Below are 26002 nucleotides of genomic sequence, written 5' to 3'. Positions count from 1 at the left end.
CCAGGGAAGCCATCGCCATGCTCGATATGCAAACGCAGTCCGTCCCCGCCGGCCAGGCTCTTGCGACACCGCGCTGCTTGCGATCGACGCGCAACGAGGGAGCACGCATCACGATCGAATTCGACGACGGCAGCGCCGGCCGGCTGTCGATGCGCTGGCTGCGGCTTGCCTGCGAATGCGAGATATGCGGCGACACCGCTTCCGGAAAGCGCTGGCTGACGCCCGCCGACGTTCCCGCCGATATCCGGGCGACGTCGGTCGAAATCTCGTCCGACGGGACGATGGACGTGGTCTGGCAGGACGGCCATGCCTCCCGTTTCGCGGCGGGCTTTCTGGCTGTCTATGCCGGGCAGGCCGGCGACCATGGCGCGCCGCGCTTTCAGCCGGACCTGTGGAACAGCGACTTGGCGAGCCGGCTCCGCCGTTTCGCCTTCGACGCGGTGGTCGAGAACGACGAGGCGCTTTTCCGCTCGCTGTGCGCCTTGCGCGACCACGGCATCGCCATGCTGACCGGCGTTCCGGCCGAGCCCGAGGCGACGCTGCGTGTCGCCGGCCGCTACGGTCCGGTGCGCGAGACCAGCTACGGCAAGGTCTTCGATCTCATCTCACGACCTGACGCGCGGGTGGCCGGAGAGACGGCGCGCGCGCAGATCCCGCACACGGATGAGCCGTTCCGCTATTCGCCGCCCGGCTTCATCTTCTTCCATGCCATCAGGACTGGCGCCGGCATTGGCGGCGCCTCGTTGATGGTCGACGGCTTTCAGGTCGCCGAACAGATGCGCACGAACACGCCTCATTTGTTCGACCTGCTGACCCGGCATGGCGTGACATTCCATCGCGAGCACGCCGGCGACGTGTTCTTCAGCGCCGAGGCGCATGTCATCAGCCTAGACGCGACCGGCGCCGTCACCGGTCTACGCTTCAACGACCGCTGCCTGGCGCCGCAGGCCGGCGCCGTCGACGAGATCGACGGGCTGATCGAGGCGCTTGCCGAGCTGACGCGGCTGATCTGCGGTCCGGCGAACCAGTTCCGGCACCAACTGCAGCCCGGCGAGGTGCTGGTCTTCGATAATCAGCGGGTCCTGCACGGGCGCACCGAATTCGATCCGACATTGGCGGTCCGCCACCTCAGAAGCTGCAACCTGGACCGTGACGGCGTCCACAGTGCGTTCCGCACACTGGCCCGTCGCTTCGCGCCGCAAGAGGCACAGGCGGTGCTTTACCAGGGGGCTATTCTTTAGCCTGTTGGATGATAGGTCCTCAGTTGAACCACAGCGCGAAAGTCAGGAAACCGGCGCCGCCGAACTCGCGCTGGATCTGGTCGAAATCGTCACCGGTGAGGATCCTGCCGCTTTCGAGATAAGGCGCGATGCCGGGGCCGGTGATCGAGAGCACGAGGTCGAAAGGTTTCGGCTCGTCGAAGAAGCGCTTCATGTTGATGCCCCTGCCGGTGACGCGGAAATGCGGCAGCAGCACGCGGCCTTCGAGAAGGTCCTCGGCCATGGTCAGCGCGGCGAGCCAGGCGGTCACCTGCTGCTCGCCGACCTCGAGGCCGGTCAGCGGATTGACGCCTTTCTGCTGCGGTCCAGGCAGCCATTCGCGGTCATTGTCGGTCTCGGCCAGTATCGCTTTCCAGTCCTCGCGCGACAGCCGGATCATTTCCAGCAAATGGCGGCGCGCGGCCTGCCGGCGCTCCGGCTCGACCACCGGCCAGTTGACGAGGTGCACCAGCGAGACGAAGTCGGCGAAGCGCCATTCCGAAGCGAACATGTTGCCGCTCATGCCGCCGTCCAGTGGCACAAGCGTATCCTGCAGCGGCAGTTTCGCGCGGGGGAACAGCATGTGGAAGGAGCCGTCAAACATGCCCTTGAAATCATGCGCCAGCCAGAAATCGGCCTGCGCCATCAGGAACTCGGCATAGCCTTGCAGCCAGAAGCCGTCGGCGCGGTCGAAGCGGAAGGTGAGCGAGGGTGCTGCATCGCTGGTGTCGATGCTGCCACGGGCAAGCGAGGCCATGATGGCGGCGATGCTTTCGTCGGGCGCGAGCTTGCCATCCTCGTTGAGGTCGATGCCGACGCGGGTGAGGTCGACGACCATGCCGATATCGGCATCGGCCGGCACCGAGCCCAGCGTTGCAGCGGATTTTTCCAGCCGGTCACGGAAGGCGACAAGAATGGCGCGGAATTCTTCATAGGTCAGCGGTTGCGGGTTGGGATTGTCCGGCACGGGCAATTGCATCAGCGGCAGCATGAAGGATTTCGGGCTCTCGAACCCATGCCGATGCAGGCCGGTGGCGAGGAGTTCCAAGGCGGTGAAGAATTCGCCGGCGCCCGCGGCATAGGCCGCTGCCGGATCCCTGGCCGCTGTCGCCTCCAGCGTCGACAGCGCCGCGTTGCGGTCGGCAACGCTCTTCGCCTCAAACATGGACTTGGCCGCGTCCGGCATCTCCGCCCACGCGAAGGATGCCGGCAGGAATGCAAACAAGGCTGCTGCAAGGATCGCTCTACGCATCGTCATTGCCCTCCACTCATGCCGCGAGCATACACGTATTTGACTCGAGGCGTTCTCCGGTCTTGCAGATCAGCGAGTTCGTTTTCGCAATGGCGCCCGGCTTCAACCGACCCGTCAGACAGTCTACACAGGGCGAAACTGGACCTGCCCGTGTCGAATTATCCGCTTTCCTACAAACTGTCGTGGCTGCCGCGCCTGCTGCGACCGTCGCTTGCCGGCGACCGGGACGGTTTCGCGGCGCCCGCGGCAACGTTGATCGATCCGCAGCCCATGCGGAAGGTGCGGCTGGCGTTCGTCGGTGACATTTCGGCAGTCGCCAATCGCGATGCGCCGGAATGCGATCCGCTGATCGCCGCGCTGCTTTCATGCGCCGACCTAGTGGTCGGCAATTGCGAAAGCCCGATCGTCGAACGCCCACGCGCGGCGATCGGCACGCGGCTCGGCACGCATCACGCGATGGGCGAACGCTTCCTGGCCGATGCGCTTGCAACCGCCGGCATCGCGCGCGACAGGCTCGTTCTGTCCTTGGCCAACAATCATGTGCTCGACCAGGGGATTGCCGGCTTCGAGGAAACACGCGCGGCGTTGAGCCGGCTCGGGATCCGGACCATCGGCACGGTTGCGGGCGGACCGGTCCAGCGTCATGCGGCCGGATCGCTGACGATCGGCTTTGCGGCTTTCACCCTGTGGCGCAACACGGACGCCGCGCCGTTCGAGGAACGCATCTCGATGCGCAGCGATCCCGCCGAATGGCCACGCGACGCTTCCGGCATCGACTTGCTTTGCGCGGTGCCGCACTGGGACTGGGAGTTCCGGCATTTTCCACGGCTGGCGACGCGGTCGCTGGCGGGGCGGCTGGCGGATCGCGGCGCCCGGCTGATCGCAGGGCATCACGCGCATGTCGTGCAGCCCATCGAGCGCATCGGCGACAGCCTCGTCGCCTATGGGCTCGGCGATTTTCTCGGCACTGCCTTTACCAGACCGCCATGGCCGGCACGCGTCGGCTCGATATTCGTTGTCGATGTCAGCGCCGATCCGGCCACGCGCGGCGCCATCGCCGCCTACAAGATGCATTTCTTCATGCGGCTGCGGGCAGGCAGCCATGAGCGGCTGGTGCCGGTGGAGACGCTCGACGGGGCGCTCAAGCCGCGGGTAACGGCGCGGCTGGCGACGATTTTCCCAGCCTCGCGGAACTAGAGCGGTTCTTCGTTCCACGGAAACGACGAACTGCCCTAGCTATTTGTTTTGACGCAATTCCGGACGGAAAACCGTTTCACACTTTCCTGGAATGCTCTGGCCGCCCATCGCCGTGAGCGCAGGCGACTTTCGCGCAAAAGCCGCTATCATAGCCGCATCTCAGCGGCGGCCGGGGGTGGCCATGGAAGCAGTGGATTTCATGCCGAGCGAAGCGGTGATCGCAGGCATCAGGCGCGGCATCGAGGACTACGAGGCGAAACGGGCGTCAGCCCAGAAACAGGTCCGCTGGCGGGTGCCCGTGTTCGTCGGCCTGGCCGTCGTCTTCGTCGCGCTCATTGCCTGGCTGTTCAACGCCGCCGCCGATCCGCACGAACAGTGGCTCTCCACGCCGCATGTCTTTCTCTATCTTGGCGGCATGGCCGCGGCGGTGGTGCTCTATTTCCAGGCGCTGAGGCCGGCGACCCGGCTGCAGCAATCCTTCCGCGACACGCTGCTGCCGATGATCTTCGGTTTCGTGCGCGACGTGCGCTACCAGCACGGAACGCGACCGAACTCCTTCGACAGGATGCCGCGCGAAACCGTCGGCGCTTTCAACCGCCAGAGCTTCGACGACGTTATTTCCGGGCGCTACGAGGATTTTCCCTTCGAACTCTACGAGGCCAAGCTCTGGGAAGGCTCCGGCAAAAGCGAGACGACCGCATTCAAGGGCGTCATCGTCGCCTTCGAGACCATCGAGCCGTTCCCGGGCACGCTGGTCGCGGCGCGCAAGGCCGGCAAGGTGGCGCATTTCTTTCGCGGTATGTTCACCAGCAAGATGCAGGAGCTGTCCTCCGGCGTCGAAGACCTCGACGACGCCTATGAATTCCGCACCGACAATGTCGAGGCGGCGCGGCCGCTGGTGACCGGCCGGATGGCGCGGGCGCTGACTTGGCTGCGCGAGACATGGCCCTACGACCCGGCGCGGGTGGCGCTCGGCGGCAGCGACGGCTTTCTGTTGATGCCGCGGTCGAAGAACTTCTTCGAGCTGCCGGATATCTCGCAACCGATCGACTACAACATTCATGTCGCGCCGATGATCACCGATCTCGGCGCCATGCTGGCGACGGCGGCGCTGGTGCGCAAGATCGGCGCGAAGGACGAAGCGGCCGGATAGGGTTCAGCAATCGAAGCCGTATGCAGAACGCATGTAATCCGCCTCTTCCTTCGACATCTTCTTGAACATTACACAGACGGTGAAGCTGCCGATCTGGCGGCCGTTCCTGGTGTAGCCCCAGTCGGAGATGTCGTCCCTGGTGAATTCGATGTTCTGGCCAAGGACGACGTTGCCGACGATTTCCGGCTCGTTCGCCAATATGCCGACGAAGCCGGTGTCGGTCCGCTTGAAGGGGATGACCCAGAAATGCTCCGTCGCATTTCCGTCGACGATCATCACCTTCAGCTTGAACCTGTCGGTTCCCGGCGGCGGAGCGTCGGCCAAGGCCAGGAATTCATCCAGGCTGGATCGCGCCTTTGCGATCGCCGCCGCCATCTCGGCGTCGTCGGAGGCGATCATCATGGCCTTGTCGTCGCCCTCCGCCCAGGCATGCAAAGGAGCGAGCGCCAGCAGCAGGCATAGCGCGATACGAACGGCAACCGTCATGACACCCCCCAACCCCGGTCAAGGCCGCTATCTTCCTGTAATATGTCGGCATTATCAATCGAACTGCGGTTCGCCGCCAAGCTATTGAGGCCATGGGCGGACGCCTGCCATTTGCGACAATCATCCGTGGTTTGCGAAGTGACCTACGCTGATGGTCAGCCGGGTATGACAAGCGGGAAGACCCGGCTGCCGAAGAAATCGAATACGTTGAATGGAATTGCGCGGAGAGGGCAGGATATGCGACCGAGATTTGTGGCAGCGGCGTTCGCGGCGATCGTGCTTTGCGCCGGGCCTGCCCGTGCCGACGACCCGAAGGCGTTCAAGCTGACCATCGACGGCGTGAGCGTCGATATCGATCCGGGCGAGGATGTCGACGTGACCTTGCTCGGCGGCAAGACCAGCAAGGTGAGGCTCGAGCACAATGATTTCGCCACCTTCTCCGACGGAATATTCTCCTTCGTCCATCCGAGCACCAATTCGGTCACCAAGACCGATCTCGGCGACGGCATCGCCCAGTATCTGATGGCATCGGCGCTCGGCACCCTGGTCGTGGTGCAGAAATACGACAGGATGAACCCGGTTTCCCTCAACCAGCTGATGCTGCAGGAGATGACCAAGGAAACAGTCCAGGCGGGTGGTCAGCTGACGCAGCAGCCGACGAGTCGCAAGCTGGCCGACGGCAAGGAGTTGACGGGCCTCAGGGCCACCGTCAAGACGCGCACAGACAGTGCGGATTTCGAGATCGTCGGCTTCGGCACCGCCGATCAAGGGTTGCTCTTCATCACGCGCATCGGCGATCAGGACAATGCGACCGAACAACCGCTGATCGACGAGTTCTGGGAGACCCTGAAGATCAAGCTGTAAGGTGTGCCGATATTCAGGCGAGGCCGGCCTGCTCTGAATCTGAACACGTCTTGGACGGGCTTACAGACCCGTCAGGCCGGCCAGCCAGTTCGCCGAGCGCTTCGCGGCCTCCACCGTTGCGCCAGCGGCGCGGCTGAGATCGGTCTTGACCACGGCATAGCCGGCCTTGGTGCGGTAAAGCACGGCGCGGCCGCCATCGACCGACCCATCGAAGGCGACGGGCTTTGCCGATTCCGTTTCGCTGGCGGTCACCGTTGCGCCGACCGGGACGCTCGGGCGATGGTCGAGCTCGGGCGGCAGGGGGGCGATGGTTTCGACGACGCGGTTCCTGGGCTTCAGATCCGGCCTGGAGGCTTTCGCGGCAAGCTCGGAGGAAGAGGCCGAGCCCTTGACGCGGCAGATGCCTGAAACCAGCGGATAGTTGAAATTGCGCTGGTGCAGCATCTGGCTCTTCATCGCCGCCTCGCAGTCGGCGATCGTCGTCCATTTGGCCGGCGTCTCGCCGATATATTCGCACAGCTTGGCATCGCAGTCGCAGCCGACGATGGTCATGGCGACAAGGGCGGTCTTGATCACGGTCTTGTCCCTTCGAAATTGCCCTTTCCACCCCACTCGCATCAATCCATGCCGAACAAGGCGGGATTTGGCCGCGATTGTGAAATGTGGATGACGGCAGGTTTCCGAAGGTTGCTCAGCGGGCGACTGTGACCGAAATGCCTCAGTCGTCGGCGTAGACATGTTCGAATTTGGCACCGGCCTTGGCCAGAGCCGGCAGGACCAAGTGCAGCTTGCGCACGGCGACGGCCAGCGCGGTGCGGCGCGTGTCGGGCGATACCGGGATCGGCTGGCTGAACAGGATGCGCGCGCCTTCGGGGCGGCGATCTCCGCGCCCGAGGTGACCGTGACAGTGATCTCGTCGTTGCCGCCGATCTCGACGAAGGAGATTCCCTTATCGGTCAGGCGCGGGACCATCTCGGTAAAGGCCTCTCCGCCCGCAGCACTCGCCCGCTGCCGAGGCATCGCGCCAAACTGCCTGGAAAGCCGTTCCCAAAAAGACAGTTGGCGCTGGGATTTCTCCCAGCGCCTCCCTGTCAGATCAGGAGCCGGTTAAGGCAGCAACTTCCGTAAAGTCGTCGCGCCAAGCCAGCCTTGATTTTGACGGTCCTGCCAGTTGCCACCCGAGGGCAGCTCCCGTTCCAGACCACGCCGATCTCCACCCTTGCGGGCTTCGCCCAGCGTGCCATCGAAGGTTTTTACCGGCCTTCATGGCAGCATCGGTCCGCCGTCGGCGTTGGCACGCTTTCCGCGGCACCCGTAGGTCTCGGCATCCGTCCCTCCAACAGGCAAGCCTGCTCTCGTTCTGGGCCGTACGGGCCTCAGGAAATCCGCCTTGCGCTTTGCCTTTCGGCTGGGGCGTTCAGTGGCCGCCTGAGATGGGTTGAACGTACGCCGGATAAGGGGTCTGGGGAATGCCGGCGTGCCTGTGGATAGCGGGATTATCGGGGACCAATGGCAAAAGCTTCGCAATCTGCCGGCCGAACCCCTTAGACAGCCTGCCCCGCTTTTTTAGCGGCCTTGGGTGTTCGAGCCTTGCTCCGCCGCCCGGTCCGCGTTTCAATGTCGGCAAAAGAGTTTGGGCCGGCAAAAGACTTTGGGCGCCGGCGCGGACTCCGCCGCGCATTTTGCGCGACGTGCCTCGGGGAGGTCGGCTTGAAGGTCGGGGTGGTTCTCAATCCGATTGCCGGAGGCGGCAGGCTCAAGCGGCATTGGGCGGAGGCGGCGGCGTCGCTCAAGACGAATTTCGGCGATTTCGACCTGCGCGAGACGCAAGCCTGCGGCGACGCCGAGCGGCTGGCGATCGACCTCGCCGCCGGCGGATGCGATCTGGTGATCGCGGCCGGCGGCGACGGCACCGCCAGCGAGGTGGCCGACGGGCTGCTGCAGGCACGGCAAGAGAGCGGCCGCGAAAGCGCGCTTGGACTTCTGCCTTGCGGCACCGGCATCGACTTCGCGCGCGGGCTTGGCCTACCGCGCGGCATAGGCGCCTCGGTCAAGCAAATCGCCGATGCCGAGGGCCGCAAGATCGACGCCGGCCGCATCTGCTACATCGACGACCATGGCGCGCTGGCCAGCCGCCACTTCATCAATATCGCCAGCCTCGGCCTGTCCGGTGCGACGGATCGCGCCGTCAACGCCGACAAGCGCAAGGGCAGGGTGTCGGCCAAGGCGCTGTTCCTCTGGCGCACGGTGCTCGAGTTCGTCCGCTATCGCTTCCAGGACGTCCGGATCACCATCGACGACGGCGAGCCGGTCGAGGCGCGCATGGCGCTGGTGGCGGTGGCCAACGGCAAATTCTTCGGTGGCGGCATGATGATCGCGCCGGACGCCGAGCTCGCCGACGGCCAGTTCGACGTCGTCATCCTGCGGGCTGCCGGCAAGCTCGGCTTGATCCGCGACCTCCGCCTGCTCTATCGCGGTCGCCATCGCAACCATCCGGCAATCACCGTCCTGCGCGGGCGCAAGGTGATGGTCGAGCCGCTCGGCGATGTCGAGAAGAACGGCGCGCTGGTCGACATAGACGGCGAGTCCCCGGGCCGGATTCCGGCGACCTTCGAGATCCTGCCCGGCGCGCTGACGCTGCGAGGTTGAATCAACTGGCTGAGAGTTTGATTCAGCTGGCACGGGCAGATGGTTGAAATGGCTGGCTGATTTTTTGCGGGGTTATAGTTCCAGCTTAGCCGGGAAGCCCGGCGCGCGCAGCTCCGTCCCGACCGCATCCTCCAGAAGCTTGACGATCTGGGTCGACCAGGCGTCGCCGCCATAGGCGCGCTTGCCCTCTTCGAAAATCGCGTTGACGCGCGACGCCAGGTCGAGCGGGGCGCGGAAATCCCGGCCCATTGCAAGCGCGAAGCCGAGGTCCTTCAGCGCCAGGTCCATGGTGAAGCCGATGTCGTAGGAGCCGTTGAGCACCAGCTGGCTCTCGGTCTCGTGGACGAAGCTGTTGCCGGAAGAGGCGACGATGGCGTGATAGGCCTGGTCGAGGTCGAGCCCGCCCTGTTTGGCGAGCATCAACGCCTCGCCGGCGGCGACGAGATGGATGAAGGCCAGCATGTTGGTGATGACCTTGATCACCGCCGCCGAGCCGACCGGTCCCATCAGGAACGACTTCGCGCACATCGCCTCGATGGCCGGGCGATGGCGTTCGTAGAGCGCGGCGTCGCCGCCGACCAGCGCGGTGATCTTTCCCGCTGCCGCCAGGTGCACGCCGCCGGTTACCGGGCATTCGAGCGTCTCGATGCCCTTCGCCGAAGCAATTCCGGCAAGTCGTAAAATTTCATCGCGGCCGTTGGTCGACATCTCGATCCAGGTGCCGCCGGCTGGCAGGCCTTGGAGCAATCCGTCGGGACCGCCGAGCACCGCTTCGCTCACCTTGGGCGATGGCAGGCAGGTGATCGCGTTGCCGGAGCGGGCCGCCGCCTCGGACGGGCTTTCCGCCGCCGCCGCGCCGAGCGCGACGAGACGATCGACCGCTTCCGGGTCGCGGTCGAAGACGGTGACGGCAAAGCCGTTGCGCAGCAGGCTGGCGGCAAGCTTGCCACCGAGATGGCCGAGGCCGATGAAGGCGTAGCTTTCACTCACGGCATCAGCGGCGTCTGCATCATCTGCAAATGCAGCTCCTTGCCGGAGTAGGGATGCGCGTCGCAGACCTCCTCATTGAGCTCGACGCCGAGGCCGGGCTCCTTCGAGGGGACGACGTTGCCGTCCTGCCATTCGATCTTCTTCTTGAGCAGCGTGGCGTGAAAACCGTCCCACTGCTTCAGGGATTCGAGGATGAGGAAATTCGGCAGCGTCGCCGCAAGCTGGATGTTGGCCGCGCCGACGATCGGCCCGCAATAGCAGTGCGGCGCGATCTGGATGTGATAGGCCTCCGCCATGGCGGCGATCTTCTTGGTTTCAAGGATGCCGCCAGAGCGGCCGAGATCGGGCTGCAGGATAGTGGCGGCGCGGTTCTCGATGACGCGGGCGAATTCGAACTTGGTGGTCAGGCGTTCCCCGGTGGCGATGGGGATCGAGGTGCCGCGGGCGACCTGCGCCATCACTTCGGGCATATCCGGCGGCACCGGCTCCTCGAACCAGAGCGGGTCGTAGGGCTCGATGGCGCGCGCCATGCGCAGCGCGCCGGATGCGGTGAACTGGCCATGCGTGCCGAACAGGATGTCGGCCCTGGTGCCGACCGCCGCGCGGATCGCCTTGATCATGCGCGCCGAAAGGTCGATGTCGATCAGGCGCGGCTGGTGGCCGTCATAGGCGGTGTAGGGACCAGCCGGGTCGAGCTTCACGGCGTTGAAGCCCTGCTCGACATATTCGAGCGCGCAGGCGGCGGCCATGTCGGGGTCGTTGTAGACGTTCTTGCCGCGCGCATCTTCCGAATGGACGCTGCCGGTGTGCGGATAGAGATAGGTGTAAGAGCGCAGCGTCTCATGCACCTGGCCGCCGAGCAGCTTGTAGACCGGCTTGCCGGCTTCCTTGCCGACGATGTCCCAGCAGGCCATTTCGAGCGCCGAGAAGCAGCCCATGCCGGAGACGTCGGGGCGCTGGGTGAAGCCGGAGGAATAGGCGCGGCGGAAGAAATTCTCGATGTCATGCGGATCGCGGCCGACGAGATAGCGTTCGGCCATGTCCTCGATCATCTTCGCGGTGACATGCGCGGAGAAGGTGGCGTTGTAGGCTTCGCCATAGCCGGCCACGCCGCCATCGGTGGTGAGCTTGACGAAGATGAAATACTTGCCGCCGATGCCGGGCGGCGGGTTGCCGACAACCCAGGTCTTGACGTCGGTGATTTTCATTTGTGGTCCTCCAGAATCAGGTCGGCGCCTTTCCATCCGGTCAGGATCGAGGCGGCGTTGGTGTTGCCCGTGATGTTGTCGGGGAAAATCGAAGCGTCGACGATCCGCAAGGCGTCCAGCCCGTGCACCTTCAGCCGCGGATCGACCACGGCGCGCGACGCGTCCGGCCCCATCCGGCAGGTCGAGACCGGGTGATAGACGGTGCCCGAGCGTTTCCTGAAATCCTGGATCAAGTCGGCATCCGACCTTATCGAGGGGCCGGGCAGAACCTCTTCCTCGATGATCTCGGCCATGGCCGGCATCGAGGCGATCTTGCGCACGAACTTCACCGCCGCCAGCATCTCGTCGACGTCGGCGTTGGTCGAATAGGCGTTGGCTGTGATCCTGGGATAGTCGCGCGGGTTGTTCGATCGGATCATGATCTCGCCGCGGCTCGACGGGCGACAGTTGGACAGGCCGATGGAGAAGCCCGGCCATGGGTCGGGCGTCAGGATCGGACGCTCGCCGCTCTTCGGGATGACGGTCGAGAAGGCCTGGAAATAGAGCTGCATGTTCGGCCGCGCCATCGTCGGGTCGGTGCGGAAGAAGCCGCCGGCATTGTTCATCGACAGCGACAGCGGACCGGAGCGTGTCAGTATGTACTGCATACCGACCAACAGCTTGCCCCACCATGGGCGCAGGATCTGGTTGAGCGTCGGGACCTTGCCCTTGAAGGTATAGTTGATGCCGACATGGTCCTGCAGGTTGGCGCCGATATTGTCGTTGGCATGGACCGCCGGGATGCCGAGGCCGGCCAGCAGCGCCGACGGGCCGACGCCGGAAAGCTGCAGCAGTTGCGGCGAGTTGACCGAGCCACCCGACAGGATCACTTCGCGGCCCGCGCGTGCCGTCTTCTTCTGACCATTCTGCTCATATTCGACGCCGACGGCGCGCTTGCCCTGGAACAGGATCTTCGTCGCCAGCGCGTTGGTCTCGACGCGGACGTTGACGCGCTTCATGGCCGGCCGCAGGAAGGCGCGGGCGGCGGACATGCGGCGCCCGTTCCTGGTCGTGATCTGGTAGATGCCGACGCCTTCCTGGGAAGCGCCGTTGAAGTCCGGATTGAACGGCAGGCCGGCCTGCTCGGCGGCGGCCAGATAGCGCTTGGTCAGCGGGTGTACGGCGCGGGAACAATCGGTGACGCGCAAGGGGCCGCCGACGCCGCGCCACCGGTCGGCGCCGGCCGCATTGTCCTCCATCGCCTTGAAGGAGGGCAGAAGATCGTCATAACCCCAGCCGGGATTGCCGGCGGCGGCCCAGGCGTCGAAATCCTCGCGCGCGCCGCGGATAAAGACCATGGCGTTGATGGAGCTCGAGCCGCCGAGCAACTTGCCGCGCGGCCAGTGGTCGGCATTGCCGGCGAGACCGGGATCCGGCTCGGCCTTGTAGTTCCAGTTGACGGCCGGATCGAAGAAGGTCTTGCCGTAGCCGAGCGGCATCTGGACGTAGAACCGCCGATCGGTTCCGCCGGCCTCCAGCACCAGCACCGAGAAGCGGCCCGACGCCGACAGCCTGTCGGCAACGACCGAACCGGCCGAACCGGAGCCGACGACGATGAAATCATAAGTCTGCATGATGGCGTGGGCGGCTCCGCAATGTCGGGCTTACCCTAGACATTGCCGGCTCGCGGCGTCGCCGTGGCTTCCGGCATGGCTTGTGAAAAAAGCGACCGGCGAAGCGGCGTGCATTTCGCTTTCACCAAAGCTTGCGACATGGCGGTCGCATTGCTACGCAACAGCAACCGACCTCCAAGGATTTCGCCATGGTGCATTACGCGGACGGAAAACCTCTCGGCGATCTCACTTTGAGGACGCTCGCCATGCCCTCTGACGCCAATGCCGCCGGCGACATCTTCGGCGGCTGGGTTATGGCGCAGATGGACCTTGCCTGCGGCATCCGCGCCGCCGAGCGCGCCAAGGGGCGCGTGGTCACTGCCGCGGTCAAGGAGATGTCCTTCGCCAAGCCGATGAAGATCGGCGACACGCTTTGCATCTACACCCATGTCGAGCGCGTCGGCCGCACCTCGATGGTGCTCAAGGTCGAGGCCTGGGCGCAACGCTACCTTTCCGACCTGATGGAAAAGGTCACCCATGCCGATTTCGTCATGGTCGCGCTCGACGGCGAAGGCAAGCCGAAGCCCGTTCCGGCCGAGATCTGACGGGAGACCGATTCTCCCCAGGCTTGCCCTTTTGTAACAACGCCCGCGTGGGAGATGCGCTTCGCGACATCCGATGGTTGCCTTCGCGCCCCACTTTGAGGTCGCGAGGGGGAAAACAATGCGTCAACATTTGCTGAACGGCTGGCTCGTGGCAGCCCTTATTGCCCTGGTCTGCCTGCTCGGCATAACGGCCTACATGGAGGTCAGGAAAGACCTTCCGCGCGTCGCCTGCGTGCGGGATCGCGCCGTGGCCGGCAAGAGGGCCGCGCAATCGGAAAGCTGCTCGACGGCGTGTTGCGGCAGCACCAATCCAAACGCCTGAATGGGTGGCCGGCTAAAGACAGTCCTGCTTGTCGAGGCGGTTGCGCGGAGACGCCGGCGAGGCTAGCGGCGAGGCCGCAGCGGATTTGATCGAAGCGAAACGCAAGACAGGGGCCGGCGCCGAGCCGCACGGTTCATCCAATGGTTCAGAAACCATTGGACTACAGGGGTTTCAAGCCTGCTGGCTATCGAATTTCGCGCGCGCTTCGCGGACCCGATTGGTGTTCTTGCGCGCCCATTCGCCGAGCGCCCCGACCGGCACGAGCAACTCGTGGCCGAGCTGGGTCAGCTCGTAATCGACACGTGGCGGAATGGTCGGAAACACTTTTCGCGTCACGAATCCGTCGCGTTCCAGACCGCGCAAGGTGGTGGTGAGCATCTTCTGCGAAATGCCGCCGACGGCGGCGCGCAATTCGTTGAAGCGCATCGCCCCGTCGCCCAGCTTGCCGACCACGAGCACGGTCCATTTGTCGCCGACTCGTTGCAGGATCTCCGACACGGCACGGCAGTCTTCGGTGATGTGCGGGTGCCTCAGTAACAAAAACGTGCCTCCTTGCGCGCCGGTTTGTCAGTATCAGATATAGCGCCGGTATCCAAGCGATACCAGCAATTCCCGCAAGGAGAGAGCCCCTATGTCCAAACCAAAAATCGCCATCGTCGTCGGTTCGACGCGCGCCGCCCGCTTCGCCGACGTCCCGACGCAGTGGATCGCCAAGATCGCCAAGGCGAACGCCGACATCGAGGTCGAGGTCGTCGATCTGCGCGATTTCCCGCTGCCGTTCTTCGACGAAGTCGCGTCCTCCGCCTGGGCGCCGTCGCAGAACGAAGTGGCGCAGCGCTGGCAGAAGAAGGTCGCCGAGTTCGACGGCTTCATCTTCACCGCCGCCGAATACAATCACGGCCCGACGGCCGTGCTGAAGAACGCGATCGACTACGCCGCCAATGAATGGAACAAGAAGCCGGCCGGCTTTGTCGGTTACGGCAGCGTCGGCGGCGCGCGCGCGGTCGAACAGCTTCGCCTGCATGCCGTCGAGCTGCAGATGGCGCCGGTGAAGTCGGCTGTCCACATCGCCTGGGGCGATTTCCTCGCCGTCCGCCAGGGCGAGAAGAAGCTCGAGGACATCGAGCACCTGAACCAGGCTGCCGCGGCGTTGGTCAACGACGTCGCCTGGTGGGCGAAGGTGTTGAAGGCGGCGCGCAAGGCAGATGTGCTCGACGAGGAAGCCCGGGCTGCCTGAGCGGTTGATCGATATTGTCCTCCCATTGGGAAAGGGGCGGCGCGAGCGTCGCCCCTTTTTCAATTTGCGCGAACCCGAGCTACCGTCTTGCCTAGATTCCAGTTTGATCTCTTTAAGCCGTCGCAATAGCTGCGTTCGGGTTTGCCGGTCACTTGACCGCTCGGGACGACGCGTTAGATGCAGGCCCGAATCCGCTCAAGACAAAGCCAGTACAGTGCTGGAGGACCTGAATGCCTTGGCTTGGCAGATGGCGTAATCAGTACGGGTCCGTCCTCGACATAACCGGCGAGGACGGCGGCCGGATTGAAGGCACGTTTCGCACGGCGCTCGAAGACAGCAGCTTCTATGGACAGACCGTGCCGATATCCGGCATCGCGCATGGCGATGTGATTGGAGTAACGGCCGCCGGCGAGGGTACCGCCGGCCCCGCCGCGGTGAGTTACACCGGCATATTGCGGGACGGCAAACTGGAGACGATGTGGCTGACGGTGGCGGGCAGCACCATCACCGGCAAGCAGGGCGAAACCGCTTCCCGCAAGCGGGTAGGGACCTGGCGTGCCTTCGGCATTAGCCTCGACACCTTCGTCCGAGAATAGCCAAGCTGGCGGGCACCGAGTGCCTTGCCAGGACGCGGCGCAAGCCATTGCTGCTTGGCGCCGCTCTGATCGCGATCGCTGCCGCCGTTTAATATCCGAGCCGAAAATACAAACTTCTCGCTAAGAGCTCGGGGGAACCACGAAGCGCCGGTCGTTGTAACGAGCGAGATATCCGGAATGTACGGGGTCGGCGAGATGCCGGGATTTCATATAGACCTGCGCCAGGGTCGACAGCCCGCCCTCGAGAGGCTCAACCTCGACCGGCAAGCGCAAATTGCCGGGCGCGCCGACGGATTCAAGCCTGTCGAGGCGTGAGAGAATGCGATCATCGACCTCGTAAAGTTCGCCGGCGACCTGAAAGCCGGCACCCGGTTCGTTGAACATCATCGGAGCGAAGCGAGGCCCGGCAATCAGCATTGGAAAACGCTCATGCGTCCGACAGTTGCCAAGAAACGCAGCCCCGCTCAAACCCTGCTCGTGGAGGGGGAACCCTCTTTTCAAGGTGCCAAAGGCGAAGATGTTCGTGACCATTCAGGTGAACGTCGGCCAAAGCCGGAAGTTCATCCTAGCAAGCTGTTCCGGCTACCGCCGCGCCACCGGGCGGTGGCCGTCGGGCAGGCGGGTGGCGATCAGCTTGTCGATGCGGCGGCCGTCGAGGTCGACCACTTCAAAGCGCCACCCTTGCGCGTCGACGCACTCGCCGGTCGTCGGCAGATGGTGGAGATGCGACAGCACATAGCCGGCGACGGTTTCGTAGTCGCGGTTTTCGGGCAGGTCGATGCCCAGCACCTCAGCCATCTCGTCGGCCTGCATATAGCCGGCCAGCAGCCACGAGCCGTCATCGCGCTTGACGGCGTTCTCTTCCTCGCCCGCCTCGAGGTCGGAGCGGAACACGCCTGTAATGGCTTCGAGGATGTCGGCCGGCGTGACGATGCCTTCGAAATGGCCGTATTCATCATGAACGAGCGCCATCGGCACGTCCGATTCCCTAAGCTTCTGCAGCACGTCGAGCGCGTCGGCCTGGTCATGCACGATGGGGGCGACGCGCACATGCTGGCGCGGATCCAGCACCCTGCCGGCGAGAAGGGCGGCCAGGACGTCGCGCGTCTGGATGACGCCGACCATGGCGTCGACATTGCCGTCGCCGACGGGCAGGCGCGAGTGCTGGGTATCCATCAGAAGCTTTTTGACGGCGTTCTCGTCGGACTGCAGGTTCAGCCAGTCGACCTCGGTGCGCGGCGTCATGACGGCGCGCACGGCGCGGTCGCCGAGGCGCATGACGCCGGCGATCATGCGGCGCTCGTCGGATTCGATGGTGCCGTGATGCTCGGCCTCGGCGACCAGCATCTTGATCTCCTCGTCGGTGACCTTCTCTTCCGCCTCGCCAGCCTGGCCGAGCAGCCACAGAACGGCGCGGCCGGAAATGTCGAGCAGGAAGACGAGCGGCGCCGAGATGGTGGCAATGATGGTCATTGCGGGCGCCGCGCGGACGGCGACGCGCTCGGGATCGCGCAGCGCGATCTGCTTCGGCACAAGCTCGCCGACGATCAGCGAGGCATAGGTGATGATTGCGACGACGATGCCGACGCCGACAGGGTCGGCGATGTTTTCGCGGATGCCGGTCGTGGCCAGATACTGCGCCAGCCTTTCGCCGAGGGTCGCGCCCGAGAACGCGCCCGAAAGAACGCCGACGAGCGTGATGCCGATCTGCACCGAGGACAGGAATTTGCCGGGGTTCGAGCCCAGCGCCAGCGCCCGGCCGGCGCCCTTGACGTTGCGGTCGATCATCGCCTTGAGGCGGGCGGGCCGCGACGAGACGATGGCGAGCTCCGACATTGCCAGAAGGCCGTTCACGCAGATGAGGACGGCAACGACGGCGATTTCAACATAAAGCATGGGCGGTCAATAGCATTGCTGCAGTGCATTCGAAAATAGCTTGTCGGTATTTTTGGAACATGACAGACGCGCTGTTCAAGCCGCATCCCAGATCGGCGCCGAGAAATGCCCGACAAGCGCGTCGATGGCGGCGCGCACCCTTCGGCGTCAGCGCGCGCGTGACGTCATTGCGGCGTCTTCAGCACGCCGATCACAGCCATGCCGTCGGTGAAATAGGGATCGCCGCCGCCGTTGCGTCCAGTCTTGGTGGTGCCGATCCCCGGTATCTCGCTGGTGGATGCCAGCAAACCAGCGGCCTTCAGGTCGCCGACCAGGAAGTCGCGCTCGGCGTCGATGTCGGGGCCGATATGATGGGTGACGGCGCCCGTATCGTGGCTGAGGCCGACGCCGCGATCGAAGCTGGCGGCGCCCAGCCAGAGCGGGCGGCCGTCGTCGCCGACCGTGTCCGTCTGCCAGAAGCGGACATGATGGCGCCGGTCGGCGCTGTCGCCGGCCGGTTTCTCGAAAGCAAGATCCTGGGCGCGGCCCTCGAACAAAAGGCGGCTCATCGGTGCATCGGGGTAGGGGCGGGAAAACAAGACGCTTTCGCCGATATCGATCGCGGTGCGCAGCGTCACGGCATCGGCCGTATCCCAGCCGGCGACGGCGAAGGCGTGGACGACCTGCTTTTCGGTGCCGACCAGGTCGACATTGATCGGGTCGCCGGGAATGCCTTGCGGCGTATGCGTCACCATCTCGAAGGGCCGGGTGCGGAAGCCGCGCTCCCGCCAGGTCCAGAATTCCGGCGCGGCGAGATAGGCGAGCGCCAGATAGAAGGCGCAAAACGCCGCCAGCCAGATCGCCGCGCGCCGCCTCAGGTTTCTTTGGCTCATGGATGCCACCCGACCCCGTCCGGCATCTGTTGCGCTACTATCATGGGAAATCAATGGCCAGCGATCTGGAGATCATTTATCATTAGCTACCGCTAAAGGGGCGCCAATGGAGCGGATAAGGACAAGCCACGGGAAAATGGCGCTGACCGCGGAGCTTGTCGCGAGGGTCGAGCGCATGGAGCCCGATCCCGGTCCCGAACCCGGAACAAGCGAGCACAGCGACGCCGAATTTGACGATCTGGCCGAACAACTGCTTGCGCAATATCGGCCTGAGACGCTCTGGATCTTTGCCTATGGCTCGCTGATCTGGAATCCGGAGTTCATCTATGAAGAGCAGCGTCCAGCCACCGCGCCAGGGTGGCATCGCTCATTCTGCCTGACGCTGACACGTTGGCGCGGAACGCGTGAGTTGCCGGCGCTGATGCTGGCGCTCGACCGGGGAGGCAGTTGCAACGGCATCGCCTACCGGCTGCCGTCGGAGGACCATTTTGGGCAAATCGTCCAACTGCTTCGTCGCGAAATAGACGCGAACCCGCCGACCAATGTGCCCTGCTGGATCAAGCTCCGGACCAAGGACGGACCGTTGCGTGCACTGGCCTTTGTCGCCGCACCCCAAGGAAGGGCCTATGCCGGCAAGCTGGCGCTGGAGCAGGTTGCGCACACGCTGGCGCGCGCCGCCGGGCATTGGGGCTCCTCGGCGCAATATCTTTTCCGAACGGTCGCCAAGCTGGAGGAAAGCGGGATTCGCGACAGAAACCTTTGGCGTGTCCAGGATCTGGTCGCCCGGCAGATCATCGCCGCCACCGAAGCCCGAGGCTGATCTAGCGGCAGGCGCGGTAGCCGCTTTTGCGGTTCTTGATGTCGAAATGGAAATGGTTGCGGTGGTCGTAATTGTAGCCGGGGCCGAGCACCGTCGTGAAATACTCGCAACCGTCGGCGCGCACATTGTTGAGGAAGCCGCGCGTGCGGAAGGCGAACAGGCCGGGCTTGCGGACATCGATGTCGTCGCCATTGTTGAGCTCGATGCTCATGACGTCGAGCGCGTTGCCCTTGCCGTGCTCGGACAGGACGCCTTCGCCGGCGATGTTGCGGCAGGAATAGCTGGAGCCCTGGTGGATCGCCTTGACGCCGGAGAAATAGCGCCAGCGGGCGGCCGGCTGCAGCTCGTTCTTCGTCCAGGCGGCAAAGGTGGCGGCCATGTTGCAGGTCAGCGTTGCGGCCGGCTTCATGGCGACGCTGCCGATGGCAGAGACCTTTACCGGGAAATCGATACCGCACTGGCCTTCATGGATCGGCTGGATGTCCTGATAGACGACGCCCATCCGCTTCAACTCGCTGCGGCAGTCGATCTCGCTGGCCGGCAACTGCTCGCCGGGCGACATCGGCTCGTCCATGCGCGGATAGGCGGCCTCGGTCATGTAGGGATTGGACGGAACGAGGCGCTGCATTCCGGAATATTGCGGCGCGTCGGGCTGCGGCACGGCTGCCGTCTGGCTGCCGACATCGACGGCCGGCTGCAGCGCAAAGACGTCGCCCGTCGTACAGGCCGATATCGTCGCGATGGCAACGCCCGCGGCCAGCCCTGCGATCGTGACGCGCACACGCTTGTTCCGTAGCGCCAAGCCAAGCATGGCGCCAAGTCTTCGAGCCATTGAAAGGCATCCTTGTCCCCGAATGGCACAAGATTAATCGCCAAGAGTAAAGGAAAGATCAGCGGCGCCATTCACGCATGCGGCGGAATTGCGGCGCTGTTCTTGCTGGGAGCGACTCGAAACTTTCGAGATCATTCTTATTGGCAAAAAGTGCCGCCGTGGCGGCGTGGTTCCAGGTCGAGGTGGAAATGCAGCGCGTGGTCGGGATCGGCGCCTGGTCCGAGCACCGTCTTGAACGGCCCGCAGGCAGCCTTGCGCACCGCGTCGAGGAATTTTGCGTCCTTCTCCGGCGGCGTCGGCCCGACCTCGATCTTCCTGCCGTCCGACAGGGTGAAACCGGCGATGTCGAGCGCGTTGCCGAAGGCGTGTTCCGACAGTTTGCGGGTGCCATGGCGCGGGCGGCAGACAAAGGCCGAGCCCTGGTCGATCGACTTCAAGTCGGCGCCGAGCTCGGCCTTTGCCGTGGGTTGGACGATTTCTGCCATGAAGCGCGCCGCCGCCTCGGCCATCTGGCAGTTGAGTTCGGCGCCGGGACTGATACCGATGGATTTGCCAAGTGTTTTCAAAATTATCGGATAGGGAATCGAGCAGCCGATTTCCGCGTCGTGCTCGGCCTTATGCTCCTCGAACCCGACGCCCAGCGCCTTCAGCCTCTCCCGGCATGCGGTTTCTTCCGCCGGCATCTTGTCGGCCGGCATATCGGCCGAGCGCGGATCGGGAAGCATCTTTTCCTCGCCCGGCGGTTCGGGTTTTTCCGATGGCTGCGGCCCGGTTTCCGGCGGCTCGGGTTCAAGTTCGGTGGGCCTCTGCGGGGGCGTGGGCACGACATCCGGCGTCTGCGGTTCGGATTGCGTCCGCGGCCCGGATCGAGCGCTCTTCGAACGTGGCGGGCGGGCATCCCATTTCGGGTGCGACTTGTCCTGGTTGAGAAAGTCGTCATTGCTGTCGATGCGGCTTTTGTCTCGCCCGGACCTATCGGCGCTGTTCTCCATATCCTGCGGACGCGACCCCGGAACCGCTGTCGCCGCAGGCGTTTGCGGCGCCGGAGCGGCGCTCTGACCGGCCGGCGGCAGGTGCCTCTTATGCCGATGATGATGCTTGGCGGTGGCCGGCGTAACCAGCAGGATCGCAGCCGCCACAGGCAGCGCCAGTCTGCAAAATCGTGAAAGGCTCAGCGTTGCCATCGCCCGGAAACGGCGGTCGCGTTGCGAAGTTGCCTGCGCGACCCGCCTTGCCGATCACAATCGGTTACCGGCGCGTTACGCGCCGATGGCTTCAAGGCCTTCCTCCAGCCAATCGGCAAGCATCGGCAGGCCAAGCAGATACTTGGCCGTGCGCTTCCTGGGACGCTCCTTGGCCGCGGCCACCGCGTCCACCCATTCGGATGCGTCATAGTCGCCGCGTCCGACCCAGGCGAGCGCGATCAGCTCGGCCGCTTCGTCGATATTGAGATCGTTGATCAGCTCGCGGAATTCCTCCTCGGTGAGGTCTTCCGAAGCTTCCTCGACAAGGCCGTCATGGTGATGGCTGGCATGGGTGTCGCCGTCGAACTCGACCTCGTGCTCGGCACCGTCGTCATAGTCCTCGTTTACGGCGGCGCTCAGCGCCTTGGCCTTGAGGATGAACAGGCGCACCGTGTCCGGATCGATCGAAAGGTCCCACTCCTTATCGAGGCGCTGCTGCACGGTTCCTTCTCCACGTGATGCGCTTGGCCCGATGATAGCGGAATTAAAGCGCGCGTCACGTCCGGAGGTAACGGCTTCTGTCCCGGCCGTCCAAAATAGTTCGGCAGCTACCCGCATTTCAGGATGAAACCGCGCCAAGGCGGCGTTAATCTGGCATTGTCACGCTCATGGAGGCTTCGATGCGCAGACGTTTGCTTGTTCAGGTCATGGCTATCGCGGCGCTGCCGCTGTTCGTTGCGCCGGCTTTTGCAGCTGGTGAAGGCGGCAGCAGCGGTGGCCAGACGACCACCACCTGCAAGAAGGGCGAGGTTTGGGACAAGAAAAAGAAGAAATGCGTCGTGCCGCAATATGGCATGCTGGATGACGACAGCATCTATGAGGCCGGCCACGATCTGGCGATGGCCGGGCGCTATGACGAGGCGATCTCGGTGCTGACGCTGGCCGCCAACAAGCAGGATCCGCGCATCCTCAACTACCTCGGTTATTCGCATCGCCATTCCGGCCGCGTCACGGTCGGCCTTGGCTATTACGAGGAAGCGCTTCGCATCGACCCGAACTACACGCTGGTGCGCGAATATCTCGGTGAAGCGCATCTGCAGATCGGCGATCTCGCCGGCGCGCAGCAGCAGCTCCAGGAAATCGAAAAGCGGACCGGCAAGGGCTCGCGCGAATACGGCATGCTGTCCGAGCAGATCGATCATTTCCTGAGGAGCTGAACAGGGCTCGACGTCTCTCGAACCGGCTGTGATTGCTCACAGCCGGTTTTTGTTGCCCGCCGTCAGCCGCGGGCCCGCGAAAGCGGTGATCATTTTGCCGAACTTCAATTTTTGGGCGTGAAAATCGCGCGAAGATCGCTATATTCAGGGAAATTGTGGTGAAACGGTTCCGTTAGCCCGAGGCTGCCGGACCGTTTTCTTTTTGTACCCATTTGACAAGGCTGCTCCCGAAAAGCGGGGGTGGCGGCAGGAAAGGTCAGGCATATGATCAAGGTCCCGATGACAGGCGAGGGGTTCGCGTCATTGAAGGAAGAACTTCGCTGGCGTCAGCAGGAGGAACGTCCCCGTATCATCGAGGCGATCTCCGAAGCGCGCTCGCATGGCGACCTGTCGGAAAATGCCGAATATCACGCGGCGAAGGAGTCGCAGAGCCACAACGAAGGCCGCATCAACGAGCTCGAGGATCTGATCGCGCGGGCCGAGGTTATCGACGTCTCCAAGCTTTCCGGCGACAAGGTGAAGTTCGGCGCGACCGTCGTGCTCGTCGACGAGGACACCGAGGAAAAGAAGACCTACCAGATCGTCGGCGACCAGGAAGCGGACGTGAAGTCCGGCCGCATCTCGATCTCCTCGCCGATCGCGCGGGCGCTCATCGGCAAGGAAGTCGGCGACGCCATCGAGGTCAATGCTCCGGGTGGCGCCAGAGGCTACGAGATCGTCCAGGTGCAGTTTATCTAGCAGCTCAGGCTGGCGCCTTCGATCGAAGCGCCAGCAGCCGTTCCGCTTCCGCTATCACCTCAGCCGCCGTGATCTTGCCGCTGGCCGGCGCCATCAAGGTCGACGCAAACTTCCCGCGCGGGCCGGTGAGACCCGGTTCCGTCGCCAGGAAGATGGCGACCGTCGGCAGGCCGAAGGCGCTGGCGAGGTGGGTGAGGCCGGTGTCGGCGCCGATGACCAGCGTCGAACGGCCGAGGAGCGCGGCGACGTCCGCGAGTGGCGATTTGGCAACCAGCACCGTCCCTGGCACGGCACCTGAAACGGCTTCCGCCACTTTCTTTTCCGCCTCGTTCGACCAAGTGACCACCGGCGTGAACTGCCGGTCGGCCAGCCGGCGCGCGGTTTCGATCCAATCCTCGACCGGCCATTTCTTGTCCTCGCGGCTGGTGCCGTGCAGCAGGAGGGCGGTTCTGCCTTCAATGCCGGCCGGATTGCCCGCCGGCGGCACGATGCCGGAGTCGAGCGTCGACAGGTCAGGCTGGTAGCCAAGCGCCAGCCCGAACAGCCGCCTGGTGCGCTCAATGGCATGCAGGTCACGCGGCACGGCATATTTGCGCTGATAAAACAGCGTCGCCAATGGCTCGCGGGCGCTGGCGCGGTCGAAGCCGGCGATCGGCGCGCCGGCCTGTATGGCGACCAGGGCCGACTTCAACAAGCCTTGGGCGTCGATGACGAGATCGTAGCGGGAGGCGCGCAGCGCTTTGCGCAGTCCGGCCATCTCGCGCCATGTGGCGCCGTCGAGAAGCCGCTTGCGCCAGCGCCGGACCGCAACCTTGTGGATCACTCCAACGGCCGGATGCAGCGCCACGATCCCGGCAAACGCCTCTTCCACGCACCAGTCGAAATTTATGTCGGGGCGGTTGCGCACCGCGTCCTCGACGGCGGGAAAGGTGTGAATGACATCGCCCATCGACGATGTCTTGACGATCAGCACTTTCATGCGGCTGCCGGAACCTCGAGCAAGCGGTCGGCCGCGGCTGTAACGCGGGCGACATCGAGCGTCTTCAGGCAGTTGAGATGGCTGAGCGGGCAGACCTTCTTGTGGCAGGGCGAGCAGGACAGATGCAGCCAGATCAGCTCGGAGCGGTCGCTGAGCGGCGGCGTGTTTTGCGGCGAGGTCGAACCGTAGACGGCCACGATCGGGGTGCCGACGGCGGCCGCGACATGCATCAGCCCGCTGTCGTTCGACACAGCAAGCTTCGCCGCGGCGATCAAGTCGATGGCGTCCTCCAGCCGCGTCTTGCCGGCAAGGTCGACGGCGCCCGGGGCAAGTGCTGCGATCTCACCGGTCACATCGGCATCGTTCTTCGAGCCGAGCAGGACGACGCCCAGACCCTTTGCCATCATGTCCCGGGCAAGCCCGGCATAATGATCGCTCGGCCAGCGTTTTGCCGGGCCGAACTCGGCGCCGGGCATGAGCGCCACGAATTTCCGGCCCGCCAGCCCGAAGCGCGCCAGCAAATCCGCCTGGTTGGCCTCGTTGACGGTAAGCCTCGGCGCGCGAAACGTGCCGCCGCGCGCGAGGCCGAAATAGGCGCGCGCCGTGCGCCGTTTCAGCGCTTCGGGCAGCGGCACGACATCGGTCAGCAGGCCATAGCGCATCTCGCGCAGATTGCCGACACGATGCGGGATGCGGGCAAAGAACGGGATCAGCGCCGATTTCCAGCTTCCCGGCAGCACATAGGCCATGTCGTAGCGGCCACGCAGCAGGCGGCCGAAGCGCCTGCGGCTGCGGAATTCGAGCGCTCCCGGCATCAGCGGAAAGTCGATCTGGCTGCGTATCTCGGGCATGCGCTTGACCAGTGGTGCCGCCCAGGCCGGCGCCAGCACGTCGATGGCGGCGTGCGGATGCTTTTCCCTCAGCGCCGCAAACAGGCACTGCGCCATGACCATGTCGCCCACCCAGCGTGGGCCGATCACGAGGATCGTTGGGCCTTCAGCCATTCGACATAGTCCCTGACGCCGGTTTCGACTGTACGGAATTGGCCATTGTAGCCGGCCGCGCGCAAGCGGGACATATCAGCCTGCGTGAAACTTTGGTAGCTGCCCTTGAGATGGTCGGGGAAGGGGATGAATTCAATCTCTCCCTTGCCCAGCGTGTCGATCACCGTCTCGGCGATGGCGCGGAACGGCTGGGCGCGGCCGGTGCCGCAATTGAAGATGCCGCTCGCGCCGCGTTTCCACAGCCACAGATTGACCTCCGCGACGTCGCCGACATGGATGAAGTCGCGGCTCTGCTCGCCGGGGCCGAAATCGCCATAAGCGCCGAACAGCTTCGGGTTTTCGCCGCGCTCGACCTGATTGAACAGGTGGAAGGCGACCGAGGCCATGGCGCCCTTATGCGCCTCGCGCGGTCCATAGACGTTGAAATAGCGCAGGCCCGCGACCTGCGAATGATCGGTGTCGAAGACATTGCGGCGGACATAGTCATCGAACAGTTTCTTGGAATAGGCGTAGACGTTGAGGGGCCGCTCTAGTTCGGGCTCCTCGCGAAATTCGTTGCCGCCGCCATAGACCGACGCCGAGGAGGCATAGAGGAAGGGCACGCGCAGGGCCAGGCAGGCATGCAGCAGGCGCTTGGAATAGGCGTAGTTCACCTCCATCATGAACTTGCCGTTCCATTCGGTGGTGGTCGAGCAGGCGCCTTGATGGAAGACGGCCTCGATGCGGCCCAGCGCGCCGTCCTCGAGCCGGGCGAGAAAATCGTCCTTGTCGAGATAGTCGGCGATGCGCAGGTCGGCGAGGTTGGCGATCTTGTGGCCGTCGGTGAGGTCGTCGACGACGACGATGTCGTCATGCCCCTCGGCGTTGAGAGCGGCGACGATGTTGGAGCCGATCATGCCGGCGCCGCCCGTGACGATGATCATGCTTTTCAGCCTTGCTCCGTTGCCGATTCCGGCCCTTATAGGGGAGGTGGACGGGAGTGTCGATAAAGCAGGCTCCGGTGCATCACAGTGAAGCCGCAAAGCTCCCGCTTCAGTAGGCATTCGCTAC

Annotated in this window: 29 protein-coding genes; 13 read left to right on the top strand and 16 right to left on the bottom strand. The window is 64.3% G+C overall.

All coding sequences use genetic code 11. The annotated features are described in order from the left end of the window. The first annotated feature begins 17 nt into the window (after positions 1-17). Positions 18-1241 carry a TauD/TfdA family dioxygenase gene (locus tag FJW10_RS07120; protein WP_140899447.1) on the top strand — a complete coding sequence of 408 codons (1224 nt, stop codon included), beginning with the start codon at positions 18-20 and terminating at the stop codon, positions 1239-1241. Positions 1242-1260: 19 nt separating this feature from the next. Here the strand turns inward: FJW10_RS07120 and FJW10_RS07115 are convergent, their stop codons facing one another. Beyond that, positions 1261-2517 (bottom strand): hypothetical protein, encoded by a 1257-nt coding sequence (locus tag FJW10_RS07115; protein ID WP_140899445.1) that lies wholly within the window; start codon positions 2515-2517, stop codon positions 1261-1263. A gap of 144 nt (positions 2518-2661) precedes the next feature. Here FJW10_RS07115 and FJW10_RS07110 point away from each other — a divergent pair, with 144 nt between their 5' ends. Together FJW10_RS07110 and FJW10_RS07105 are read left to right on the top strand one after the other, a co-directional pair. Further along, the gene (locus tag FJW10_RS07110) at positions 2662-3708 is read left to right on the top strand and encodes a CapA family protein (protein WP_140827984.1); all 1047 of its coding nucleotides are present in this window, start codon (positions 2662-2664) and stop codon (positions 3706-3708) included. Between the two features lie 181 nt (positions 3709-3889). Further along, positions 3890-4861, top strand: coding sequence for a DUF3137 domain-containing protein (locus FJW10_RS07105; RefSeq protein ID WP_140899443.1), 972 nt, complete (start codon positions 3890-3892; stop codon positions 4859-4861). 3 nt (positions 4862-4864) lie between these two features. Here FJW10_RS07105 and FJW10_RS07100 read toward each other — a convergent pair whose 3' ends face one another. After that, the gene (locus FJW10_RS07100) at positions 4865-5347 is read right to left on the bottom strand and encodes a DUF2314 domain-containing protein (RefSeq protein ID WP_140899441.1); all 483 of its coding nucleotides are present in this window, start codon (positions 5345-5347) and stop codon (positions 4865-4867) included. Positions 5348-5584: 237 nt separating this feature from the next. Here FJW10_RS07100 and FJW10_RS07095 point away from each other — a divergent pair, with 237 nt between their 5' ends. Continuing rightward, entirely contained in the window at positions 5585-6211 is a 627-nt protein-coding gene (locus tag FJW10_RS07095; protein WP_140899439.1) for a hypothetical protein, read from the top strand. A 60-nt stretch (positions 6212-6271) separates the two neighbouring features. Here FJW10_RS07095 and FJW10_RS07090 read toward each other — a convergent pair whose 3' ends face one another. Continuing rightward, positions 6272-6787, bottom strand: coding sequence for a hypothetical protein (locus tag FJW10_RS07090; protein ID WP_140899436.1), 516 nt, complete (start codon positions 6785-6787; stop codon positions 6272-6274). Positions 6788-6947: 160 nt separating this feature from the next. Here FJW10_RS07090 and FJW10_RS07085 point away from each other — a divergent pair, with 160 nt between their 5' ends. Together FJW10_RS07085 and FJW10_RS07080 are read left to right on the top strand one after the other, a co-directional pair. After that, positions 6948-7322: a hypothetical protein gene (locus tag FJW10_RS07085; protein WP_140899434.1), complete on the top strand. Its 375-nt coding sequence runs from the start codon at positions 6948-6950 to the stop codon at positions 7320-7322. Between the two features lie 599 nt (positions 7323-7921). Continuing rightward, positions 7922-8860 (top strand): diacylglycerol kinase family protein, encoded by a 939-nt coding sequence (locus FJW10_RS07080; protein ID WP_140899432.1) that lies wholly within the window; start codon positions 7922-7924, stop codon positions 8858-8860. A 72-nt stretch (positions 8861-8932) separates the two neighbouring features. On the opposite strand, the gene FJW10_RS07075 is transcribed toward FJW10_RS07080, so the two are convergent. From FJW10_RS07075 to FJW10_RS07065, 3 genes are read right to left on the bottom strand one after another with little or no spacing between them, the layout of a single operon-like run. Further along, entirely contained in the window at positions 8933-9850 is a 918-nt protein-coding gene (locus FJW10_RS07075) for an NAD(P)-dependent oxidoreductase (RefSeq protein WP_140899430.1), read from the bottom strand. Beyond that, the gene (locus FJW10_RS07070; RefSeq protein WP_140899428.1) at positions 9847-11058 is read right to left on the bottom strand and encodes a mandelate racemase/muconate lactonizing enzyme family protein; all 1212 of its coding nucleotides are present in this window, start codon (positions 11056-11058) and stop codon (positions 9847-9849) included. The genes FJW10_RS07075 and FJW10_RS07070 overlap by 4 nt, the downstream gene beginning before the upstream one ends. Continuing rightward, positions 11055-12671, bottom strand: a complete 1617-nt coding sequence (locus FJW10_RS07065; protein WP_140899426.1) for a GMC family oxidoreductase N-terminal domain-containing protein — start codon at positions 12669-12671, stop codon at positions 11055-11057. Before FJW10_RS07065 ends, FJW10_RS07070 begins: the two co-directional genes overlap by 4 nt. 188 nt (positions 12672-12859) lie before the next feature. Here FJW10_RS07065 and FJW10_RS07060 point away from each other — a divergent pair, with 188 nt between their 5' ends. Both FJW10_RS07060 and FJW10_RS07055 read left to right on the top strand, forming a co-directional pair. Further along, positions 12860-13255: an acyl-CoA thioesterase gene (locus FJW10_RS07060; RefSeq protein WP_140647529.1), complete on the top strand. Its 396-nt coding sequence runs from the start codon at positions 12860-12862 to the stop codon at positions 13253-13255. Between the two features lie 118 nt (positions 13256-13373). Then, positions 13374-13577 (top strand): hypothetical protein, encoded by a 204-nt coding sequence (locus FJW10_RS07055; protein WP_140899424.1) that lies wholly within the window; start codon positions 13374-13376, stop codon positions 13575-13577. A 171-nt stretch (positions 13578-13748) separates the two neighbouring features. Here the strand turns inward: FJW10_RS07055 and FJW10_RS07050 are convergent, their stop codons facing one another. Then, the gene (locus tag FJW10_RS07050) at positions 13749-14117 is read right to left on the bottom strand and encodes a helix-turn-helix domain-containing protein (protein WP_140828002.1); all 369 of its coding nucleotides are present in this window, start codon (positions 14115-14117) and stop codon (positions 13749-13751) included. Positions 14118-14208: 91 nt separating this feature from the next. Between FJW10_RS07050 and FJW10_RS07045 the strand changes: the two genes are divergently transcribed. Together FJW10_RS07045 and FJW10_RS07040 are read left to right on the top strand one after the other, a co-directional pair. Further along, the gene (locus FJW10_RS07045; RefSeq protein WP_140899422.1) at positions 14209-14814 is read left to right on the top strand and encodes an NADPH-dependent FMN reductase; all 606 of its coding nucleotides are present in this window, start codon (positions 14209-14211) and stop codon (positions 14812-14814) included. Between the two features lie 230 nt (positions 14815-15044). After that, positions 15045-15410, top strand: a complete 366-nt coding sequence (locus tag FJW10_RS07040) for an avidin/streptavidin family protein (RefSeq protein ID WP_140828006.1) — start codon at positions 15045-15047, stop codon at positions 15408-15410. A gap of 120 nt (positions 15411-15530) precedes the next feature. Here FJW10_RS07040 and FJW10_RS07035 read toward each other — a convergent pair whose 3' ends face one another. The 3 genes from FJW10_RS07035 to FJW10_RS07025 all read right to left on the bottom strand — a co-directional run bounded on the left by FJW10_RS07035 (position 15531) and on the right by FJW10_RS07025 (position 18178). Next, on the bottom strand, positions 15531-15941 hold the full coding sequence (locus FJW10_RS07035; RefSeq protein WP_140828008.1) for a gamma-glutamylcyclotransferase family protein: 411 nt from the start codon (positions 15939-15941) through the stop codon (positions 15531-15533). A gap of 51 nt (positions 15942-15992) precedes the next feature. Beyond that, entirely contained in the window at positions 15993-17306 is a 1314-nt protein-coding gene (locus FJW10_RS07030) for a hemolysin family protein (RefSeq protein ID WP_140899420.1), read from the bottom strand. A gap of 164 nt (positions 17307-17470) precedes the next feature. Next, positions 17471-18178, bottom strand: a complete 708-nt coding sequence (locus FJW10_RS07025) for an LssY C-terminal domain-containing protein (RefSeq protein ID WP_140899418.1) — start codon at positions 18176-18178, stop codon at positions 17471-17473. 106 nt (positions 18179-18284) lie between these two features. On the opposite strand from FJW10_RS07025, the gene FJW10_RS07020 reads away from it, so the two are divergent. Beyond that, positions 18285-18998 carry a gamma-glutamylcyclotransferase gene (locus FJW10_RS07020; protein ID WP_140899745.1) on the top strand — a complete coding sequence of 238 codons (714 nt, stop codon included), beginning with the start codon at positions 18285-18287 and terminating at the stop codon, positions 18996-18998. A gap of 1 nt (position 18999) precedes the next feature. Here FJW10_RS07020 and FJW10_RS07015 read toward each other — a convergent pair whose 3' ends face one another. The 3 genes from FJW10_RS07015 to FJW10_RS07005 all read right to left on the bottom strand — a co-directional run bounded on the left by FJW10_RS07015 (position 19000) and on the right by FJW10_RS07005 (position 21515). Next, complete coding sequence (locus FJW10_RS07015; protein ID WP_140899744.1) at positions 19000-19809, bottom strand: extensin family protein; 810 nt, start codon at positions 19807-19809, stop codon at positions 19000-19002. Between the two features lie 158 nt (positions 19810-19967). After that, positions 19968-21014, bottom strand: coding sequence for an extensin family protein (locus FJW10_RS07010; protein ID WP_140899416.1), 1047 nt, complete (start codon positions 21012-21014; stop codon positions 19968-19970). Between the two features lie 75 nt (positions 21015-21089). Then, positions 21090-21515 (bottom strand): DUF3775 domain-containing protein, encoded by a 426-nt coding sequence (locus FJW10_RS07005; RefSeq protein WP_140899414.1) that lies wholly within the window; start codon positions 21513-21515, stop codon positions 21090-21092. Positions 21516-21694: 179 nt separating this feature from the next. On the opposite strand from FJW10_RS07005, the gene FJW10_RS07000 reads away from it, so the two are divergent. After that, positions 21695-22231 (top strand): tetratricopeptide repeat protein, encoded by a 537-nt coding sequence (locus FJW10_RS07000; RefSeq protein ID WP_140640788.1) that lies wholly within the window; start codon positions 21695-21697, stop codon positions 22229-22231. 264 nt (positions 22232-22495) lie between these two features. Next, positions 22496-22969, top strand: a complete 474-nt coding sequence (greA, locus tag FJW10_RS06995; protein ID WP_027168132.1) for a transcription elongation factor GreA — start codon at positions 22496-22498, stop codon at positions 22967-22969. 4 nt (positions 22970-22973) lie between these two features. Here greA and waaC read toward each other — a convergent pair whose 3' ends face one another. Genes waaC through rfaD form a run of 3 tightly spaced genes read right to left on the bottom strand, consistent with a single transcriptional unit; the run spans position 22974 to position 25875 of the window. After that, positions 22974-23948 (bottom strand): lipopolysaccharide heptosyltransferase I, encoded by a 975-nt coding sequence (gene waaC / locus FJW10_RS06990; RefSeq protein WP_140899412.1) that lies wholly within the window; start codon positions 23946-23948, stop codon positions 22974-22976. Further along, positions 23945-24952 (bottom strand): lipopolysaccharide heptosyltransferase II, encoded by a 1008-nt coding sequence (gene waaF / locus FJW10_RS06985; protein WP_140899410.1) that lies wholly within the window; start codon positions 24950-24952, stop codon positions 23945-23947. The genes waaC and waaF overlap by 4 nt, the downstream gene beginning before the upstream one ends. Then, positions 24925-25875: an ADP-glyceromanno-heptose 6-epimerase gene (rfaD, locus tag FJW10_RS06980; protein WP_140899408.1), complete on the bottom strand. Its 951-nt coding sequence runs from the start codon at positions 25873-25875 to the stop codon at positions 24925-24927. Before rfaD ends, waaF begins: the two co-directional genes overlap by 28 nt. Positions 25876-26002: the final 127 nt, after the last annotated feature.

It is taken from the genome of Mesorhizobium sp. B4-1-1, assembly GCF_006439375.1.
In the GTDB taxonomy this organism is placed as follows: Bacteria; Pseudomonadota; Alphaproteobacteria; order Rhizobiales; family Rhizobiaceae; genus Mesorhizobium.
Note: the sequence above shows the minus strand (reverse complement) of the source record. Positions and strands in the feature narration are given on the sequence as shown.

Coding starts and splice junctions, on each gene's coding strand:
- FJW10_RS07055 (WP_140899424.1), top strand. CDS start 13,374: ATGCGTCAACATTTGCTGAACGGCTGGCTCGTGGCAGCCCTTATTGCC.
- FJW10_RS07060 (WP_140647529.1), top strand. CDS start 12,860: ATGGTGCATTACGCGGACGGAAAACCTCTCGGCGATCTCACTTTGAGG.
- FJW10_RS07105 (WP_140899443.1), top strand. CDS start 3,890: ATGGAAGCAGTGGATTTCATGCCGAGCGAAGCGGTGATCGCAGGCATC.
- FJW10_RS07030 (WP_140899420.1), bottom strand. CDS start 17,306: ATGCTTTATGTTGAAATCGCCGTCGTTGCCGTCCTCATCTGCGTGAAC.
- FJW10_RS07065 (WP_140899426.1), bottom strand. CDS start 12,671: ATGCAGACTTATGATTTCATCGTCGTCGGCTCCGGTTCGGCCGGTTCG.
- rfaD (WP_140899408.1), bottom strand. CDS start 25,875: ATGATCATCGTCACGGGCGGCGCCGGCATGATCGGCTCCAACATCGTC.
- FJW10_RS07100 (WP_140899441.1), bottom strand. CDS start 5,347: ATGACGGTTGCCGTTCGTATCGCGCTATGCCTGCTGCTGGCGCTCGCT.
- FJW10_RS07085 (WP_140899434.1), top strand. CDS start 6,948: ATGTTCGAATTTGGCACCGGCCTTGGCCAGAGCCGGCAGGACCAAGTG.
- greA (WP_027168132.1), top strand. CDS start 22,496: ATGATCAAGGTCCCGATGACAGGCGAGGGGTTCGCGTCATTGAAGGAA.
- FJW10_RS07120 (WP_140899447.1), top strand. CDS start 18: ATGCTCGATATGCAAACGCAGTCCGTCCCCGCCGGCCAGGCTCTTGCG.
- FJW10_RS07020 (WP_140899745.1), top strand. CDS start 18,285: ATGGAGCGGATAAGGACAAGCCACGGGAAAATGGCGCTGACCGCGGAG.
- FJW10_RS07070 (WP_140899428.1), bottom strand. CDS start 11,058: ATGAAAATCACCGACGTCAAGACCTGGGTTGTCGGCAACCCGCCGCCC.
- FJW10_RS07015 (WP_140899744.1), bottom strand. CDS start 19,809: ATGCTTGGCTTGGCGCTACGGAACAAGCGTGTGCGCGTCACGATCGCA.
- FJW10_RS07115 (WP_140899445.1), bottom strand. CDS start 2,517: ATGACGATGCGTAGAGCGATCCTTGCAGCAGCCTTGTTTGCATTCCTG.
- FJW10_RS07040 (WP_140828006.1), top strand. CDS start 15,045: ATGCCTTGGCTTGGCAGATGGCGTAATCAGTACGGGTCCGTCCTCGAC.
- waaC (WP_140899412.1), bottom strand. CDS start 23,948: ATGAAAGTGCTGATCGTCAAGACATCGTCGATGGGCGATGTCATTCAC.
- FJW10_RS07035 (WP_140828008.1), bottom strand. CDS start 15,941: ATGGTCACGAACATCTTCGCCTTTGGCACCTTGAAAAGAGGGTTCCCC.
- FJW10_RS07010 (WP_140899416.1), bottom strand. CDS start 21,014: ATGGCAACGCTGAGCCTTTCACGATTTTGCAGACTGGCGCTGCCTGTG.
- FJW10_RS07025 (WP_140899418.1), bottom strand. CDS start 18,178: ATGAGCCAAAGAAACCTGAGGCGGCGCGCGGCGATCTGGCTGGCGGCG.
- FJW10_RS07045 (WP_140899422.1), top strand. CDS start 14,209: ATGTCCAAACCAAAAATCGCCATCGTCGTCGGTTCGACGCGCGCCGCC.
- waaF (WP_140899410.1), bottom strand. CDS start 24,952: ATGGCTGAAGGCCCAACGATCCTCGTGATCGGCCCACGCTGGGTGGGC.
- FJW10_RS07000 (WP_140640788.1), top strand. CDS start 21,695: ATGCGCAGACGTTTGCTTGTTCAGGTCATGGCTATCGCGGCGCTGCCG.
- FJW10_RS07095 (WP_140899439.1), top strand. CDS start 5,585: ATGCGACCGAGATTTGTGGCAGCGGCGTTCGCGGCGATCGTGCTTTGC.